The 17,472-nt window shown below is 43.6% G+C and carries 19 protein-coding genes; all 19 read left to right on the forward strand.

Annotation, left to right across the window (positions count from 1 at the left end):
* Nucleotides 1-91: 91 nt before the first annotated feature.
* Nucleotides 92-1,402 (forward strand): ribosome biogenesis GTPase Der, encoded by a 1,311-nt coding sequence (der, locus tag ACMX2I_RS09645; RefSeq protein WP_087990550.1) that lies wholly within the window; start codon nt 92-94, stop codon nt 1,400-1,402.
* 17 nt (nt 1,403-1,419) lie between these two features.
* Nucleotides 1,420-2,457, forward strand: coding sequence for an NAD(P)H-dependent glycerol-3-phosphate dehydrogenase (locus ACMX2I_RS09650; protein ID WP_414956788.1), 1,038 nt, complete (start codon nt 1,420-1,422; stop codon nt 2,455-2,457).
* Nucleotides 2,458-2,793: 336 nt separating this feature from the next.
* Nucleotides 2,794-2,997 (forward strand): DUF2768 domain-containing protein, encoded by a 204-nt coding sequence (locus tag ACMX2I_RS09655; protein ID WP_087990548.1) that lies wholly within the window; start codon nt 2,794-2,796, stop codon nt 2,995-2,997.
* Nucleotides 2,998-3,018: 21 nt separating this feature from the next.
* Nucleotides 3,019-3,753 (forward strand): hypothetical protein, encoded by a 735-nt coding sequence (locus tag ACMX2I_RS09660; protein ID WP_414956789.1) that lies wholly within the window; start codon nt 3,019-3,021, stop codon nt 3,751-3,753.
* A 182-nt stretch (nt 3,754-3,935) separates the two neighbouring features.
* Nucleotides 3,936-5,414, forward strand: a complete 1,479-nt coding sequence (gene spoIVA, locus ACMX2I_RS09665) for a stage IV sporulation protein A (protein WP_010330503.1) — start codon at nt 3,936-3,938, stop codon at nt 5,412-5,414.
* A gap of 374 nt (nt 5,415-5,788) precedes the next feature.
* On the forward strand, nt 5,789-6,067 hold the full coding sequence (gene hbs / locus ACMX2I_RS09670) for a non-specific DNA-binding protein Hbs (RefSeq protein ID WP_003153447.1): 279 nt from the start codon (nt 5,789-5,791) through the stop codon (nt 6,065-6,067).
* 187 nt (nt 6,068-6,254) lie between these two features.
* Nucleotides 6,255-6,827: a GTP cyclohydrolase I FolE gene (gene folE, locus ACMX2I_RS09675; protein WP_087990545.1), complete on the forward strand. Its 573-nt coding sequence runs from the start codon at nt 6,255-6,257 to the stop codon at nt 6,825-6,827.
* 21 nt (nt 6,828-6,848) lie between these two features.
* Entirely contained in the window at nt 6,849-7,076 is a 228-nt protein-coding gene (gene mtrB / locus ACMX2I_RS09680; protein ID WP_087990544.1) for a trp RNA-binding attenuation protein MtrB, read from the forward strand.
* Nucleotides 7,077-7,239: 163 nt separating this feature from the next.
* Entirely contained in the window at nt 7,240-7,995 is a 756-nt protein-coding gene (hepS, locus tag ACMX2I_RS09685; protein ID WP_333516923.1) for a heptaprenyl diphosphate synthase component 1, read from the forward strand.
* A 6-nt stretch (nt 7,996-8,001) separates the two neighbouring features.
* Nucleotides 8,002-8,703: a demethylmenaquinone methyltransferase gene (menG, locus tag ACMX2I_RS09690; RefSeq protein ID WP_087990542.1), complete on the forward strand. Its 702-nt coding sequence runs from the start codon at nt 8,002-8,004 to the stop codon at nt 8,701-8,703.
* 25 nt (nt 8,704-8,728) lie between these two features.
* A complete protein-coding gene (gene hepT, locus ACMX2I_RS09695) occupies nt 8,729-9,691 on the forward strand; it encodes a heptaprenyl diphosphate synthase component II (protein WP_289349108.1) in 963 nt (320 codons plus the stop codon).
* Nucleotides 9,692-9,805: 114 nt separating this feature from the next.
* A complete protein-coding gene (gene ndk / locus ACMX2I_RS09700; RefSeq protein ID WP_087990540.1) occupies nt 9,806-10,255 on the forward strand; it encodes a nucleoside-diphosphate kinase in 450 nt (149 codons plus the stop codon).
* 233 nt (nt 10,256-10,488) lie between these two features.
* Nucleotides 10,489-11,259 carry a protein-glutamate O-methyltransferase CheR gene (gene cheR / locus ACMX2I_RS09705; protein WP_394716078.1) on the forward strand — a complete coding sequence of 257 codons (771 nt, stop codon included), beginning with the start codon at nt 10,489-10,491 and terminating at the stop codon, nt 11,257-11,259.
* A 74-nt stretch (nt 11,260-11,333) separates the two neighbouring features.
* Nucleotides 11,334-12,506 (forward strand): chorismate synthase, encoded by a 1,173-nt coding sequence (aroC, locus tag ACMX2I_RS09710; protein ID WP_414956790.1) that lies wholly within the window; start codon nt 11,334-11,336, stop codon nt 12,504-12,506.
* Nucleotides 12,506-13,594, forward strand: a complete 1,089-nt coding sequence (gene aroB, locus ACMX2I_RS09715) for a 3-dehydroquinate synthase (RefSeq protein ID WP_414956791.1) — start codon at nt 12,506-12,508, stop codon at nt 13,592-13,594. The genes aroC and aroB overlap by 1 nt, the downstream gene beginning before the upstream one ends.
* Nucleotides 13,591-13,974: a chorismate mutase gene (gene aroH, locus ACMX2I_RS09720; RefSeq protein ID WP_087990536.1), complete on the forward strand. Its 384-nt coding sequence runs from the start codon at nt 13,591-13,593 to the stop codon at nt 13,972-13,974. Before aroB ends, aroH begins: the two co-directional genes overlap by 4 nt.
* Before the next feature lie 213 nt (nt 13,975-14,187).
* Nucleotides 14,188-15,735 (forward strand): anthranilate synthase component I, encoded by a 1,548-nt coding sequence (gene trpE / locus ACMX2I_RS09725; RefSeq protein ID WP_394716081.1) that lies wholly within the window; start codon nt 14,188-14,190, stop codon nt 15,733-15,735.
* A complete protein-coding gene (trpD, locus tag ACMX2I_RS09730; RefSeq protein WP_414956792.1) occupies nt 15,707-16,723 on the forward strand; it encodes an anthranilate phosphoribosyltransferase in 1,017 nt (338 codons plus the stop codon). Before trpE ends, trpD begins: the two co-directional genes overlap by 29 nt.
* Entirely contained in the window at nt 16,716-17,468 is a 753-nt protein-coding gene (trpC, locus tag ACMX2I_RS09735; RefSeq protein WP_414956793.1) for an indole-3-glycerol phosphate synthase TrpC, read from the forward strand. Before trpD ends, trpC begins: the two co-directional genes overlap by 8 nt.
* Nucleotides 17,469-17,472: the final 4 nt, after the last annotated feature.

Here is a 17,472-nt window from a genome sequence, read left to right on the forward strand (position 1 = left end):
TTTCTTTTCATAAAAGTGAATGAAATGATTTTAATAACCGGTTGAAAATTTATGTAAAAATGAAAGCGGCTGGATCGAAAGGAAGGGTACTATGGGTAAACCTGTCGTAGCCATTGTCGGGAGACCAAATGTAGGAAAATCCACAATCTTTAACCGGATTGCGGGAGAAAGAATTTCAATAGTAGAAGATACCCCTGGTGTGACAAGGGATCGGATATACAGCTCGGCTGAGTGGCTGAATTATGATTTTAATTTAATTGATACTGGCGGTATTGATATCGGTGATGAGCCGTTCTTAGCGCAGATTCGCCAGCAGGCTGAAATCGCCATGGATGAAGCGGATGTCATTATCTTTATGGTGAACGGCCGTGAAGGCGTGACTGCTGCTGATGAAGAAGTAGCGAAAATTTTGTACCGCACGAAAAAGCCAGTTGTTTTGGCAGTTAATAAACTGGATAACACAGAAATGAGAGCGGATATTTACGATTTTTATTCGCTTGGCTTTGGCGAGCCGTATCCAATTTCGGGAACACACGGACTCGGATTAGGTGATTTGCTGGATGCCGTTGCAGAGCATTTTAAAAACATTCCTGAAACGAAATACGATGAAGAAGTGGTTCAATTCTGCCTGATCGGACGCCCGAACGTCGGAAAGTCCTCCCTAGTGAACGCGATGCTCGGCGAAGAGCGCGTCATTGTGAGCAACGTGGCAGGAACGACACGAGATGCTGTTGATACGGCATTTACGTACAACCAGCAGGAGTTTGTCATTGTTGATACTGCCGGCATGCGAAAAAAAGGGAAAGTCTATGAAACGACTGAAAAGTACAGTGTACTGCGGGCGCTGAAAGCAATCGACCGCTCAGAAGTCGTTGCGGTTGTGCTTGACGGCGAAGAAGGCATTATTGAACAGGATAAGCGCATCGCCGGTTATGCACACGAAGCGGGCAAAGCTGTCGTGATCGTCGTAAACAAATGGGATGCTGTTGACAAAGATGAAAGCACGATGAAAGAATTTGAAGAAAATATCCGTGACCATTTTCAATTTCTTAGTTATGCGCCAATCTTATTCATGTCAGCCTTAACGAAAAAACGGATTCATACGCTGATGCCTGCGATTATCAAAGCGAGTGAAAATCATTCACTGCGGGTTCAAACGAATGTCTTAAATGATGTCATCATGGACGCTGTGGCAATGAACCCGACGCCGACTCATAACGGTTCTCGTTTGAAGATTTATTATGCGACCCAAGTGGCGGTAAAACCGCCGAGTTTCGTTGTGTTTGTAAACGATCCTGAATTAATGCATTTCTCGTACGAACGCTTTTTAGAAAATCGAATCAGAGATGCGTTCGATTTTGAAGGGACACCAATCAAAATTTTTGCAAGAGCTAGAAAATAAAAAGGTGTGAAGCAAATATGAAAAAAGTCACTATGCTCGGAGCGGGAAGCTGGGGGACGGCACTGGCTTTAGTGTTAGCCGATAATCATCACAATGTAACCATGTGGGGGTACCGTGCAGATCTGATTGATCAAATCAATGATCAGCATGAAAATAAGGATTATTTGCCGAACGTCAAGCTGCCGGAATCAATACAGGCTACAACGGATATCGGGAAAGCTGTTTCGGACGCAGATTTCATTATTGTTGCGGTTCCGACAAAAGCGATTCGGGAAGTGCTGAGACAGGCTGTGCCTTTTATCACGAAAAAGGCAGTCTTTGTTCATGTCAGCAAGGGAATAGAGCCTGATTCGCTCCTTCGCATTTCTGAGATTATGGAAGACGAGCTCCCAAGCGATGTCAGAAAAGATGTTGTGGTCCTTTCCGGCCCGAGCCATGCGGAAGAAGTGGGGCTGCGCCATCCGACGACCGTTACTTCATCTTCAAAGAGCATGCGGGCAGCAGAAGAGGTGCAGGATTTATTTATTAATCACAATTTCCGGGTGTACACAAACCCTGACATTATCGGAGTTGAAATCGGCGGGGCTTTAAAAAATATCATTGCCCTTGCCGCAGGAATTACAGACGGTTTAGGGTATGGCGACAATGCCAAAGCTGCTTTGATTACGCGCGGACTTGCCGAAATCGCGAGACTCGGAACGAAAATGGGCGGGAATCCCCTGACGTTTTCTGGATTGACAGGAGTGGGCGATCTGATTGTGACGTGCACAAGTGTTCATTCCAGAAACTGGCGTGCCGGCAATTTGCTCGGAAAAGGGTACAAGCTCAAAGACGTTCTTGAAGAGATGGGAATGGTAGTCGAAGGCGTCCGTACGACAAAAGCGGCTTACCAGCTTTCGGAGAAATATGATGTGAAAATGCCGATTACAGAAGCACTCCATCAAGTTCTATTTAACGGACAAAAAGTGGAAACTGCTGTTGAATCTTTAATGGCGAGAGGGAAAACCCACGAGATGGAGGATCTGGTAAATACATTTGAAAATCAAGTGAAGTAAAAGTGTCAATTGTATTGACGCCCGCATATCTTAATTGAACGAAAGCCCGAAAAACAGTAGAACACCCAAGTCTTGGGATCTCCTGAAACATTTTGCTGATTTAGGCAATAGAGGATGCATCTGTATGCCAAGTCGCATACTATAGCATCGAAGTCCAAGAGAGTGTTTCTTAAACGTGCAGGTGAATATAGTCAATTTGACTGAAGCGAAGGTCCCCCTCTTTGCTTCAGTTTTTTGTTCTATCAAAGGATGGAAAATCTGGTTGATCTTTACCGGCGCTGTATATTAAAATGAAATACAACGCTTACATCATACATATTAGGGAGGCGCAGGTCATTGAGTCTGGCATTGATGAAAATGTGGTTTGCACTGGGGTCCATGGGTCTGATGTTTCTGGCTGTAGCGTCCATCTATTTAAGCCGGTTTAAGTTTCGGAATCGTTTTCTGAAGATTGCGGTTTCATCGTTTGCTTACATGTGTATGCTCATATCGGGAATTATTGTGTTTGTCGTGGTATTCAGCGGTCCTGTCAATGAATAAAGCTGTAAAAGGAAGTGCTGTATGGGTAAACTGAAGTGCGCTATGATTTTTGCGGCAGTCGTGTTTTTATCAGGCTGTTTATATCCAAATGAGCGGAAAAGCAGTGTACATGCCATTCCTTATCAGGACCAGTTAGAGCAGGTCCAGTCTGCTGTTGACGAATTCCAAAAGGCAAATGGAGGACTGCTTCCCATTCAAACAAAAGATATGTCGACACCTCTGTATCAAAAATATCCGATAGACTTTAACCGTTTAGCGCCGAGGTATATGGCCGAACCTCCAAGCACGGCATATGAAAGCGGAGGAGACTATCAATACGTGCTTGTCGACGTAGAGAACGATCCGACTGTTAAATTGATTGATCTAAAGATGGCTGAAAAAATCCGCGATGTGAAATTGCGTGTCCAAATGTACCGCCAGGAGCATCAATATCCGCCTTATCAGGATGTGCTGTCACGTGATTTATTTACACTAGATGAGAAGAAGCTGGGGATTGGAAGCTCTCTTACAGTGACAAGCCCAATCTCAGGGAATTCCTTGCCGCTTATGATTGACGGAGACGGAGAAATATATGCCGATTACCGGACTGAGCTGGCTTCTTGGCTCAAAAAAAGCAAAAAAACGTTTAAGCCCGGATCTGAAATTCAGGATATGATTTGGCAAGAAACGCCTTTCGTCCCGGCGTTTTCTGTGAAATATACGGTAAATGACAAACAGGAACCTGTTTTTTTAGAAAATGATATGAAAAAGGAATGAACCTTTCTCCCTTGCATACAAATAGGGAGAAAGGTTTTTTTATACTTTAATAGATTGAGGACGGAAAATTTTCTAAAGATGTCATATTGAAATAGGACAACGTCATACACATATAGTGTCCTGTGTTTGATTGAAAGAGCTTAATAAAATTGATAAGGATAGGAAGTCCGGGAGGGATTCACTTGGAAAAGGTCGATATTTTCAAGGATATCGCTGAACGAACAGGAGGCGATATATACTTAGGAGTCGTAGGTGCTGTCCGTACAGGAAAATCCACGTTCATTAAAAAATTCATGGAGCTTGTGGTGCTCCCGAATATCAGTAACGAAGCAGACCGGGCCCGTGCGCAGGATGAGTTGCCGCAGAGCGCGGCCGGCAAAACGATTATGACTACAGAGCCTAAATTTGTTCCGAATCAGGCGATGTCTGTTCACGTGTCAGACGGACTCGATGTCAATATAAGATTAGTAGATTGTGTAGGCTACACAGTACCCGGCGCTAAAGGATATGAAGATGAAAACGGGCCGCGGATGATTAACACGCCTTGGTACGAAGAACCGATCCCATTTCATGAGGCTGCTGAAATTGGCACGCGAAAAGTCATACAAGAACACTCGACCATCGGAGTTGTCATTACAACAGACGGCACCATTGGTGATATCGCCAGAAGTGACTATATAGAGGCTGAAGAAAGAGTCATTGAAGAGCTGAAAGAGGTTGGCAAACCCTTTATTATGGTCATCAACTCAGTCAGGCCGTATCATCCGGAAACAGAAGCCATGCGCCAGGATTTAAGCGAAAAATATGATATCCCGGTTTTGGCAATGAGCGTGGAAAGCATGCGGGAATCAGATGTGCTGAGTGTGCTCAGAGAAGCTCTCTACGAGTTTCCGGTGCTTGAGGTAAATGTCAACCTCCCAAGCTGGGTAATGGTGCTAAAAGAAAACCATTGGCTGCGTGAAAGCTACCAGGAATCCGTGAAGGAAACTGTTAAGGATATTAAGCGGCTTCGGGACGTAGACAGGGTTGTCGGCCAATTCAGCGAGTTTGAATTTATTGAAAGTGCCGGATTAGCCGGAATTGAGCTGGGTCAAGGGGTCGCAGAAATCGATTTGTACGCGCCGGACCACTTATATGATCAAATCTTGAAAGAAGTGGTGGGTGTTGAAATCAGAGGAAGAGACCATTTGCTTGAACTCATGCAAGACTTTGCCCATGCGAAAACAGAATATGATCAAGTGTCTGATGCCTTAAAAATGGTCAAACAGACGGGATACGGCATTGCAGCGCCTGCTTTAACTGATATGAGTCTCGATGAGCCGGAAATTATAAGACAGGGCTCACGATTCGGTGTGAGGCTAAAAGCTGTCGCGCCATCGATCCATATGATCAAAGTAGACGTCGAAAGCGAATTCGCGCCGATTATCGGAACGGAAAAACAAAGCGAAGAGCTTGTACGCTATTTAATGCAGGACTTTGAGGATGATCCGCTCTCCATCTGGAACTCCGATATCTTCGGAAGATCACTGAGCTCAATTGTGAGAGAAGGGATTCAAGCAAAGCTGTCATTAATGCCTGAAAACGCGCGGTATAAATTAAAAGAAACGTTAGAAAGAATTATAAACGAAGGCTCTGGCGGCTTAATCGCCATCATCCTGTAATACCGGAAGACCTCTTTATAGAATGGGAGGTCTTTTTTCTTTGCTCTTAATAATGGAAAAGGATCAAAGAATAGGATGAAAAAAGCAAAAAAAGGAATATTTGTTCGGTGAATCACGTTAAATCCTTGACGAGCAAGGGATTGACGCTTTAAAATGCTTGATATGGCTTTTTATATGTGTTACTCTACATACAGAAATTCTTCACTTTGTTGGACAAACATTCCTCAGAGTGCAGTTTTTCTTAAAAAGCCGTTTAATTGTCTTTCTCTTGCCTGCTCTGATTTTTTTCTGGGCCAGGTTTAGAATCAGACTGAACTGTGAAGAAATGATAATAAACGAACTGAATGTATTCCTTTTGGGAGGAGGTGAAAGGCATGAACAAAACAGAACTTATCAATGCGGTTGCAGAAGCAAGCGAATTGTCTAAAAAAGACGCTACAAAAGCAGTTGACTCTGTTTTTGATACGATCTTAGATGCACTTAAAAACGGTGATAAAATTCAACTGATCGGTTTTGGTAACTTCGAGGTGCGTGAACGTTCTGCACGTAAAGGACGCAACCCTCAAACAGGTGAAGAAATCGAAATTCCAGCGAGCAAAGTACCTGCTTTCAAACCAGGTAAAGCGCTTAAAGACGCAGTTGCCGGAAAATAATTGTGAATATAGATCGTGTATGCATCTAGCTTACATACACTTTATTTCTTCACAGAAAAGCCCCTTTCCAAGGGGCTTTTCATATTTCAAGGGCATGGGCTTCCTGACAGGGCATTCACTTTGCTTTTAGCGGGGCATGTGTGCTAGAATCGAAATTAAATGTATTCATTGGTGGAGGACATAGAACATGAAAGAAGTTAATAAAGAGCAAATCGAACAAGCTGTTCGTCAAATTTTAGAAGCGATCGGAGAAGACCCGAACAGAGAAGGGCTTCTTGATACTCCGAAAAGAGTCGCAAAGATGTACGCCGAAGTATTCTCCGGCTTGAATGAAGACCCAAAAGAACATTTCCAGACTATCTTCGGTGAAAACCATGAGGAGCTTGTTCTTGTAAAAGATATCGCGTTTCATTCTATGTGTGAGCATCACCTTGTTCCCTTTTATGGAAAAGCACACGTTGCATATATACCGCGAGGCGGAAAGGTCACAGGGCTCAGTAAATTGGCGCGTGCCGTTGAAGCCGTTGCAAAGCGTCCGCAGCTTCAGGAGCGTATCACATCTACAATTGCGGAAAGCATCGTAGAAACGCTTGACCCGTATGGCGTCATGGTAGTGGTTGAAGCAGAACACATGTGCATGACGATGCGCGGTGTGAGAAAACCGGGTGCAAAAACCGTCACTTCAGCAGTCAGAGGCATTTTTAAAGATGATGCAGCTGCCCGTGCCGAAGTATTGGAACATATTAAACGCCAGGACTAATAAAGATAGAGGGTGCTAGAAATGAACGAAAAGCATTCAAGTGATTTTGTCATCATAAAAGCGGTTGAAGACGGAGTGAATGTGATCGGCCTGACAAGAGGAACCGATACAAAGTTTCACCATTCCGAAAAACTCGACAAGGGAGAAGTAATCATCGCTCAGTTTACAGAGCATACTTCGGCCATTAAAATCAGAGGAGAGGCACTCATTCAAACCGCATACGGAGAAATGAAAAGCGAAAAAAAATAAGCTGGCTGTCCCCGCTGTTAAAAGCAAATGCTCGCAAACAGCGGGAGGATACAGCCAATTTCTTTTTTTTATGCTATAATGATACATGCGTAAGTGAATGAAAAGATAAAACTCATACATAGATTAAGAAATAAATGTGAATTTGGGGACAAGGGTGATATTTTTGCAAGACATCTACGGAACTTTAGCCAATCTGAACACAAAATTAAAACAAAAGCTGTCTCATCCTTATTTAGCGAAGCATATTTCTGCGCCGAAAATTGATGAGGATAAGCTTCTTCTTTTTCATGCTTTATTTGAAGAAGCCGACATAAAAAACAATGACAGAGAAAATTATATTGTAACAGCGATGCTTGTACAAAGCGCCCTTGATACCCATGATGAAGTGACGACAGCCAGAGTCATAAAACGAGACGAAAACAAAAACCGCCAATTGACTGTTCTCGCAGGCGATTATTTCAGCGGGCTGTACTACTCTTTACTATCTGAAATGAAGGATATCTACATGATTCGGACGCTTGCTACAGCTATCAAAGAAATCAATGAACACAAAATTCGGCTATATGACCGTTCTTTCAAGGATGAACACGATTTTTTCGAAAGTGTCGGCATCGTTGAGTCGGCTTTATTCCATCGGGTGGCGGAACACTTCAACCTCCCGCGCTGGAAAGAGCTGTCGAGTGATTTTTTTGTATTTAAGCGGCTTATGAACGGGAATGATACATTTCTGGATGTGATCGGCAGTTTTATACAGCTGGGAAAAACAAAAGAAGAGATATTAGAAGATTGTTTTAAAAAAGCGAAAAACAGCATTGAGTCACTTCTGCCTCTAAATTCACCTATTCAGCATATTTTATTAAACCGCCTGAAGACAATCAGCCAAGATCAAACCTATCATCAGAAAGTGGAAGAAGGGTAAACCATTATGCAGGACTCAAAAGAACAGCGCGTACACGGAGTGTTTGAAAAAATATATAAAAACTACGACCAAATGAACTCTGTCATCAGTTTTCAGCAGCATAAAAAATGGCGCGACAAAACGATGCGCATCATGAATGTAAAAGAAGGCGCCAAGGCACTTGATGTCTGCTGCGGAACGGCTGACTGGACGATCGCTCTTGCAAAAGCAGCCGGTAAAAGCGGTGAGATCAAGGGCTTGGACTTCAGTGAAAATATGCTGAGTGTCGGCCAGCAGAAAGTAAAAGACGGCGGATTCAGCCAAATTGAACTGCTGCACGGAAATGCGATGGAGCTTCCCTTTGATGATGATACATTTGATTATGTGACCATTGGCTTCGGACTGCGCAATGTCCCTGATTACTTGACCGTACTGAAAGAGATGAGACGTGTGGTGAAGCCGGGCGGCCAGGTGGTATGTCTGGAAACGTCCCAGCCGGAAACGTTCGGATTCAGACAGGCTTACTTTATGTACTTTAAGTATATTATGCCGTTTTTCGGGAAATTGTTTGCGAAGAGCTATAAAGAATATTCTTGGCTTCAAGAATCAGCCAGAGAATTCCCTGGAATGAAAGAACTGGCGGGCCTGTTTGAAGAGGCGGGCTTGAAAAATGTCAAATATCATTCGTTTACTGGCGGAGTCGCTGCCACGCATATCGGATGGAAATGAAAACACAGATGTTTGGGTGAATGATATGAAATTTAAAATGGCCTACTCTTTTTTAAATGACGATATTGATATAATTGAAAGAGAACTTGAACAGACCGTACGTTCCGATTACCCGCTTTTAAGCGAGGCGGGTCTTCATCTGCTGCAGGCGGGAGGGAAGCGTATTCGCCCTGTTTTCGTGCTGCTTTCCGGCATGTTTGGCGATTATGACATTAATAAGATTAAATATGTCGCCGTCACTTTGGAAATGATTCACATGGCATCTTTGGTTCATGATGATGTCATTGACGATGCGGAGCTTCGCAGAGGGAAGCCGACAATTAAAGCAAAGTGGGACAATCGCATTGCGATGTACACAGGTGATTATATGCTTGCGGGATCTCTTGAAATGATGACGAGAATTAACGAACCGAAAGCCCATAGGATTTTGTCGCAGACGATTGTTGAAGTTTGTCTTGGGGAAATCGAGCAGATCAAAGACAAATACAACATGGAACAAAACCTCAGAACATATCTCCGCCGCATCAAAAGAAAAACGGCGCTCCTTATCGCGGTCAGCTGCCAGCTCGGGGCCATTGCGTCCGGCGCTGATGAAAAGATTCATAAGGCGCTGTACTGGTTTGGGTATTACGTCGGCATGTCTTATCAAATCATTGATGATATTCTTGATTTCACTTCAACGGAAGAAGAGCTGGGCAAACCTGTTGGAGGAGATTTACTTCAAGGAAATGTTACATTGCCAGTGCTGTATGCCCTGAAAAATCCAGCATTAAAAAATCAGCTTAAATTGATTAACACCGAGACAACGCAGGAACAGCTTGAACCGATTATTGAAGAAATGAAAAAAACAGATGCAATTGAAGCATCTATGGCAGTAAGTGAAATGTATCTGCAGAAAGCTTTCCAGAAATTAAACACGCTTCCGAGAGGGCGTGCACGTTCGTCTCTTGCGGCCATCGCAAAATATATCGGAAAAAGAAAATTTTAATTTTGTAGATATTGAGAAATTTCTCCGCCCCGGATTGATTAATTGTCAGAAAGATGTTACGATTTCGGTGTGCAGTGTGAAAGCCTATACATACATAATGATGGGGTGGAGAATGTGATGGAAAAGACTTTTATTATGGTGAAACCAGACGGTGTCCAACGTCAGCTCATTGGTGATATTTTGTCGAGATTCGAACGTAAGGGCTTACAATTATCTGGTGCCAAGTTAATGAGAGTGACTGAACAAATAGCTGAGAAACACTACGCTGAACATCAAGGGAAGCCTTTCTTCGGAGAGCTCGTTGAGTTTATTACTTCAGGACCTGTATTCGCAATGGTTTGGGAAGGCGAAAATGTCATTGAAGTGACACGACAGCTGATCGGAAAGACAAATCCTAAAGAAGCTTTGCCTGGCACTATTCGTGGAGATTATGGCATGTTTGTCGGAAAAAACATCATCCACGGCTCTGATTCTCTCGAAAGTGCTGAACGTGAGATTAACATTTTCTTTAAGAATGAAGAATTAGTATCATATCAACAGCTCATGGCAGGCTGGATCTATTAATCATTATGAAAATAAGTAGCAGGGCCGGCACTATGTAATGACGTCGGTTTTCGTTTTCTTTTGTAAAGGTTTACATAAAGTAAATAAGGGGTTAATGGCAATGTTTATCAGATTCCTGCCTTCCCAATGATCTAAAATCAGCTGAAAAGCTGATTTTTTTATTGAAACAATACAATTTTCTGAGAAAACAAGCTATACTAGGACAAAAAGACAGCGAGACTGGGAGAGTAGAGATGGATACATACAGCTTATTTATAACAAAATGGAAACAATTAACCGGTGTTGATTTAACTTTATATAAAGAAGCACAAATGAAGAGAAGGCTGACGTCGCTTTATGAGAAAAAGGGGTTTCAAAGCTTTAAGGATTTTGCGGCGGCCTTGGAAAAGGATCAAGCGCTCTTAAATGAAACACTGGACAGAATGACGATTAATGTTTCAGAATTTTATCGTAATTATAAAAGATGGGAAGTGCTTGAGACTGCTATTCTGCCGTTAATCAAGCATTCTAAGCCTTTAAAGATATGGAGTGCCGCCTGCTCAACGGGTGAGGAGCCTTATACGCTTGCCATGCTTTTGAATCAGCAAAAAGGTCTTCCCGGCTTTCAGATCCTGGCGACTGATATTGATGAAAAAGCATTGGAGAAAGCGAAAAAAGGCGTGTATCAGGAGCGGTCTTTACAGGAAGTGCCGACATCTGTGAAGGATCGTTATTTTACTCAGCATGCAAATAGAAGTTATGAAGTAAAACCGGAAATTAAAAACAATATTACATTCAAAAAGCACAATCTGCTGGCGGACCGCTATGAACAAGAATTTGACTTAATCGTGTGCCGAAATGTATTGATTTATTTTACAGAAAGCGCAAAAGAAGAGCTTTATTTAAAAATGGCACAGAGCCTGAAAAAGAATGGGATTCTTTTTGTCGGCAGCACCGAGCAAATCTTCAATCCTGAGAAATTCGGCCTGGTTTCAGCTGATACATTCTTTTATCAAAAAAGATAGACTGACTTTTTGCTGAAAAATATGTTATAGTAGTTTTACTTAAAAGCGTTAATGCGATGAAGGGAGAAGAAGTCATGAGATATTTAACAGCCGGAGAATCACACGGCCCCCAACTGACGACCATTATTGAAGGTGTGCCTGCCGGGCTTTACATAACGGAGGAAGATATCAATTTTGAGCTTGCCAGACGCCAAAAAGGCCACGGCCGCGGCCGCCGCATGCAGATTGAAAAAGACCAGGCCAAAATTATGAGCGGGGTGCGCCATGCCCGCACGCTCGGTTCACCAATTGCTCTCGCAGTAGAAAACAACGACTGGAAACATTGGACTAAAATCATGGGTCCGGCTCCGATTACAGAGGATGAAGAAAAGGAAATGAAGCGTCAAATTTCCAGACCGAGACCGGGTCACGCTGACTTAAACGGTGCGATTAAATATAATCATCGCGATATGAGAAATGTGTTGGAGCGCTCTTCAGCAAGGGAAACAACTGTCAGAGTGGCGGCAGGAGCTGTCGCTAAAAAGATTCTTTCTGAGCTGGGCATTAAGGTGGCGGGCCATGTATTGCAAATTGGCGCAGTTAAAGCTGAGAAAACAGAATATACGTCAATTGATGACCTGCAGCGTGTCACGGAGGAGTCTCCGGTCAGATGCTACGATGAAGAAGCAGGCAACAAAATGATGGCTGCCATTGATGAAGCGAAGGCAAACGGCGATTCCATCGGCGGAATTGTAGAAGTCATTGTCGAGGGAATGCCGGTAGGCGTGGGCAGCTACGTCCATTATGACCGCAAGCTGGACAGCAAGCTTGCTGCTGCAGTACTGTCAATTAACGCATTTAAAGGGGTTGAATTCGGCATCGGCTTTGATGCGGCCGGCAGAAATGGAAGCGAAGTTCATGATGAGATCATTTGGGACGAGGAAAAGGGATATACTCGCGCTACAAACAGACTTGGAGGACTGGAAGGCGGCATGACAACAGGAATGCCGATTGTTGTCCGCGGGGTCATGAAGCCGATTCCGACTTTGTATAAACCGCTGAAAAGTGTGGATATTGAAACAAAAGAACCATTTTCCGCCAGCATTGAACGTTCAGACAGCTGTGCAGTGCCTGCGGCAAGTGTAGTAGCTGAAGCCGCTGTCGCATGGGAAATTGCGAACGCAGTCGTTGAACAATTCGGCTTAGATCAAATCGACCGCATTAGAGAAAATGTGGAGAATATGAGAAAACTGTCGAGGGAATTTTAATGAAAACACTGCATGTTCAAACCGCTTCCTCGTCGTATCCTGTTTTTATCGGACAAGGCATCAGAAAAGAGGTTTGTGAACTATTAACCTCTTTAAACAGGCCTTTAACACGAATTATGCTTGTCACAGATGAAGAGGTGGATCGCCTGTATGGTGATGAAATGCTTCATTTGCTGGAAGAAAAATGGCCTGTGAAAAAATTGTCGGTGCCGAGCGGAGAGCAGGCGAAATCTATGGACATGTACACAAAACTGCAGAGTGAAGCGATTCGTTTTCATATGGATCGCTCCTCATGCATCATCGCATTCGGTGGCGGTGTTGTAGGAGATCTTGCCGGTTTTGTGGCCGCTACTTTTATGCGCGGCATTGATTTCATTCAAATGCCTACGACACTTTTAGCGCATGACAGCGCCGTCGGAGGAAAAGTGGCCGTGAATCATCCGCTCGGAAAAAATCTAATCGGTGCGTTTTATCAGCCGAAAGCCGTGCTCTACGATACAGACTTCCTTCGTTCTCTGTCCGAAAAGGAGCTTCGGTCCGGGATGGCAGAAGTGATTAAACACGCTTTTATCTATGACAAATCGTTTCTGGAAGAGCTGCTGAATATCCATTCATTGCACGATATCACAAGTGAGCAGCTGAATGATATGATTTTTAAAGGCATTTCAATTAAAGCGTCTGTTGTTCAGCAGGATGAAAAAGAAGAGGGGATAAGAGCTTACTTAAACTTCGGACATACGCTCGGCCATGCCGTTGAGGCGGAATATGGATACGGGCAGATCACTCACGGTGACGCCGTAGCCCTCGGGATGCAGTTTGCTTTATATTTAAGCGAAAAGACAGCGGGCTGTGAAATGGACAGAAAACGTATGGTCAGCTGGCTAAAAAGCTTGGGGTATCCAAGTCGAATCAAAAAAGAGGCGGAATCTTCAGTTCTTTTAGATCGTATGATGAATGATAAGAAAACCCGCGGCGGGATGATTCAGTTTATCGTGCTCAACGAATTAGGAAAAGTTGCTGATCGCACATTTTCCAAAAATGAACTAGAGAGCTGGCTGAACAAATGGCGATTGGAGGTAACATCATGATGATTCGCGGAATTCGCGGAGCAACTACAGTTGGACGGGATACTGAAGAAGAAATTTTACAAAAAACAAAACAGCTGTTAGAGAAAATCATAGAAGAAAACAAAACAAAGCCCGAAGATGTTGTTCAAATGCTTCTTTCGGCGACACCTGATTTGCACTCCGTTTTTCCGGCAAAAGCTGTTCGTGAGCTTTCAGGCTGGCAGTATGTGCCGGTAACATGTATGCAGGAAATGGATGTGGCCGGCGGTCTGAAAAAGTGCATAAGAGTCATGATGACCGTTCAGACAGATGTTCCTCAGGATCAGATCAGGCATGTATATTTAGAAAAAGCCGTCGTATTAAGACCCGATTTATCATTGACAAAAAATACTGAATTGTAATACGATAGGAACAGCTTAGAAATACACAAGAGCGTGTATAAAGCGATTAAATGAGTTGAGTCAGAGAATAGGGTAGCAGAGAATGAGTTTAGTTGAGCTGAGACATGTATGTTTATTCTACCCAAAAGAAGCCTTTCTTTTGGGTTTATTTGTTATATCGTTTTATCCTCTCATGCCATCTTCTCATTCTCCTTGCCAAAAGGAGTGAGAGTAATGAATTTCCAATCAAACATTTCTGCATTTTTAGAGGACAGCTTGTCCTACCACACCATACCGATTGTGGAGACCTTCACAGTCGATACGCTGACACCCATTCAAATGATAGAGAAGCTCGACAGGGAGATTACATATCTTCTTGAAAGCAAGGATGATACATCCAGTTGGTCAAGATATTCGTTTATCGGCCTGAATCCATTTCTCACGATTAAAGAAGAGGAGAGCCGTTTTACAGCTGCTGATCAGGACGGCAGATCTCTTTACACAGGAAACGAATTAAAAGAAGTGCTGAACTGGATGAATACCACGTACAAAATCAAAACGCCGGAGCTTGGTATTCCTTTTGTCGGCGGTGCTGTCGGATACTTAAGCTATGATATGATTCCGCTGATTGAGTCATCTGTTCCTCCGCACGCAAAGGAAACAGGATTGGAAAAGTGTATGCTCTTTGTTTGCCGGACCATAATTGCGTATGATCATGAAACCAAAAATGTCCACTTTATTCAATATGCGAGACTCAATGGACAAGAAACAGAAAACGAAAAAATCGATGTGTTTCATCAACATCATCAGGAGCTCCAAGATCTCATTGAAAAAATGATGAATCAAAAAAATATAAAAGAGCTGTTTCTATCTGCTGATTCATATCAGACACCCAGCTTTGAAACCGTGTCTTCTAATTATGAAAAATCCGCTTTTATGGCTGATGTAGAGAAAATCAAAGAATATATAAAAGCGGGCGATATCTTCCAAGGCGTTTTGTCACAGAAATTTGAGATTCCGATAAAAGCAGAGGCCTTTGAATTATACCGAGTGCTTAGGATCGTCAATCCTTCTCCGTATATGTATTATATGAAACTCCAAGACAGAGAAATAGTCGGCAGCTCTCCAGAACGGTTAATCCACGTTCAGGACGGGCACTTGGAAATCCATCCGATTGCCGGAACGAGAAAACGAGGCGCAGACAAAGAGGAAGATGAAAAACTCAAAGCTGAGCTGATGAAGGATGATAAAGAAAAAGCGGAGCACTACATGCTCGTTGATCTTGCCCGGAACGATGTCGGCAGAGTAGCAGAATACGGATCTGTTTCTGTGCCGGAGTTCACCAAAATTGTCTCCTTTTCGCATGTTATGCACATTATCTCAGTGGTTACAGGCCGCTTGAAAGAAGGTGTTCATCCTGTCGATGCACTGATGTCCGCTTTCCCGGCAGGAACGTTAACAGGCGCTCCAAAAATCCGTGCCATGCAGCTTTTGCAAGAGCTTGAGCCCACGCCGAGAGAGACATACGGCGGCTGTATCGCCTACATCGGATTTGACGGGAATATCGATTCTTGTATTACGATTCGCACCATGAGTGTAAAGAACGGTGTTGCATCGATACAGGCAGGAGCTGGTATTGTTGCGGATTCTGTTCCGGAATCCGAATATGAAGAAAGCTGCAATAAAGCGGGGGCGCTGCTGAAAACGATTCATATTGCAGAAGACATGTTCCATAGCAAGGAGGATAAAGCTGATGAACAAATTTCTACAATTGTGCGTTGACGGAAAAACACTTACTGCCGGTGAGGCTGAAGCACTGATGAATATGATGATGACAGCGGAAATGGCTCCTTCTGAAATGGGCGGTATATTGTCTATTCTTGCCCATCGGGGAGAAACGCCAGCAGAGCTTACGGGTTTTGTGAAGGCGATGCGGGCGCGAGTTCTTGCAGTCGATGGACTTCCTGATGTAGTTGATACATGCGGTACCGGAGGAGATGGTGTTTCCACTTTTAATATCTCAACAGCATCGGCAATTGTTGCCTCTGCAGCCGGTGCAAAAATCGCTAAGCACGGCAATCGCTCTGTCTCTTCTAAAAGCGGAAGCGCTGATGTACTAGAGGAGTTAGAGGTTCCGATTCAAACTACTCCCGAGAAGGTTAAAAGCAGCATTGAAACGAACAATATGGGTTTTCTCTTTGCCCCGCTTTATCATTCGTCTATGAAACATGTAGCCGGTACAAGAAAAGAACTAGGTTTTAGAACGGTATTTAATCTGCTCGGACCGCTCAGCAACCCTTTACAGGCGAAGCGTCAGGTGATCGGAGTCTATTCCGCTGAAAAAGCGGGACTAATGGCAAGCGCGCTGGAGCCGTTTCAGCCGAAGCACGTCCTGTTCGTAGCAAGCCGTGACGGTTTAGATGAGCTTTCCATTACAGCACCGACTGATGTAATTGAATTAAAGGACGGGGAGCGCCGGGAATATACCGTATCACCCGAAGATTTCGGTTTCACAAATGGCAGACTTGAAGATTTACAGGTGCAGTCACCGAAAGAGAGTGCCTGTCTCATTCAGAATATTTTTGAAAATAAAAGCAGCAGTTCCGCTTTATCTATTACTGCTTTTAATGCAGGGGCTGCGATATACACGGCGGGGATTACCGCCTCATTGAAGGAAGGAACCGAGCTAGCGTTAGAGACGATTACAAGCGGAGGCGCAGCGGCGCAGCTCGAACGACTAAAGCAGAAAGAGGAAGAGATCTATGCTTGAAAACATCATCAAACAAAAGAAAGAAGAAGTAAAAACACTGGTCCTGCCGGAAGAGCAGCCTTTCGAAAAACGTTCATTTAAAGAGGCGCTGGCAAGCCCGAATCGGTTTATCGGGTTGATTGCCGAAGTGAAGAAAGCTTCGCCGTCTAAGGGGCTAATTAAAAAGGATTTTGTCCCTGAGCGGATTGCAAAAGACTATCAAACTGCGATGGCAGATGCGCTTTCTGTTTTAACTGACACCCCGTTTTTTCAAGGGGAAAACAGCTATTTATCAGACGTGAAGCGCGCTGTTTCAATACCTGTACTTAGAAAAGATTTTATTATTGATTCTCTGCAAGTGGAGGAATCAAAAAGAATCGGAGCGGATGCCATATTGTTAATCGGTGAGGTGCTTGATCCTTCCCAACTTCACGAACTGTATCTGGAAGCGTGTGAAAAGCAGCTGGACGTGTTAGTGGAAGTTCATGATGCACAAACGCTTGAACAAATCTTGAAAGTGTTCACACCTGAAATTCTCGGCATCAACAATCGAAACTTAAAAACATTTGAAACCTCTATAAAACAGACAGAACAAATCGCATCTCTAGTTCCGAAAGAATCACTGCTAGTCAGCGAAAGCGGGATCGGCTCTTTAGAACACTTAACCTTCGTCAAAGAACAAGGGGCACAAGCTGTGCTTATCGGTGAATCATTGATGAGACAAACATCACAGCAAAAAGCAATCTATGCTTTGTTTGGGGAGTGAGGAT

The sequence above is a fragment of the Bacillus sp. SW14 genome, assembly GCF_047608225.1.
GTDB lineage: Bacteria > Bacillota > Bacilli > Bacillales > Bacillaceae > Bacillus > Bacillus subtilis_G.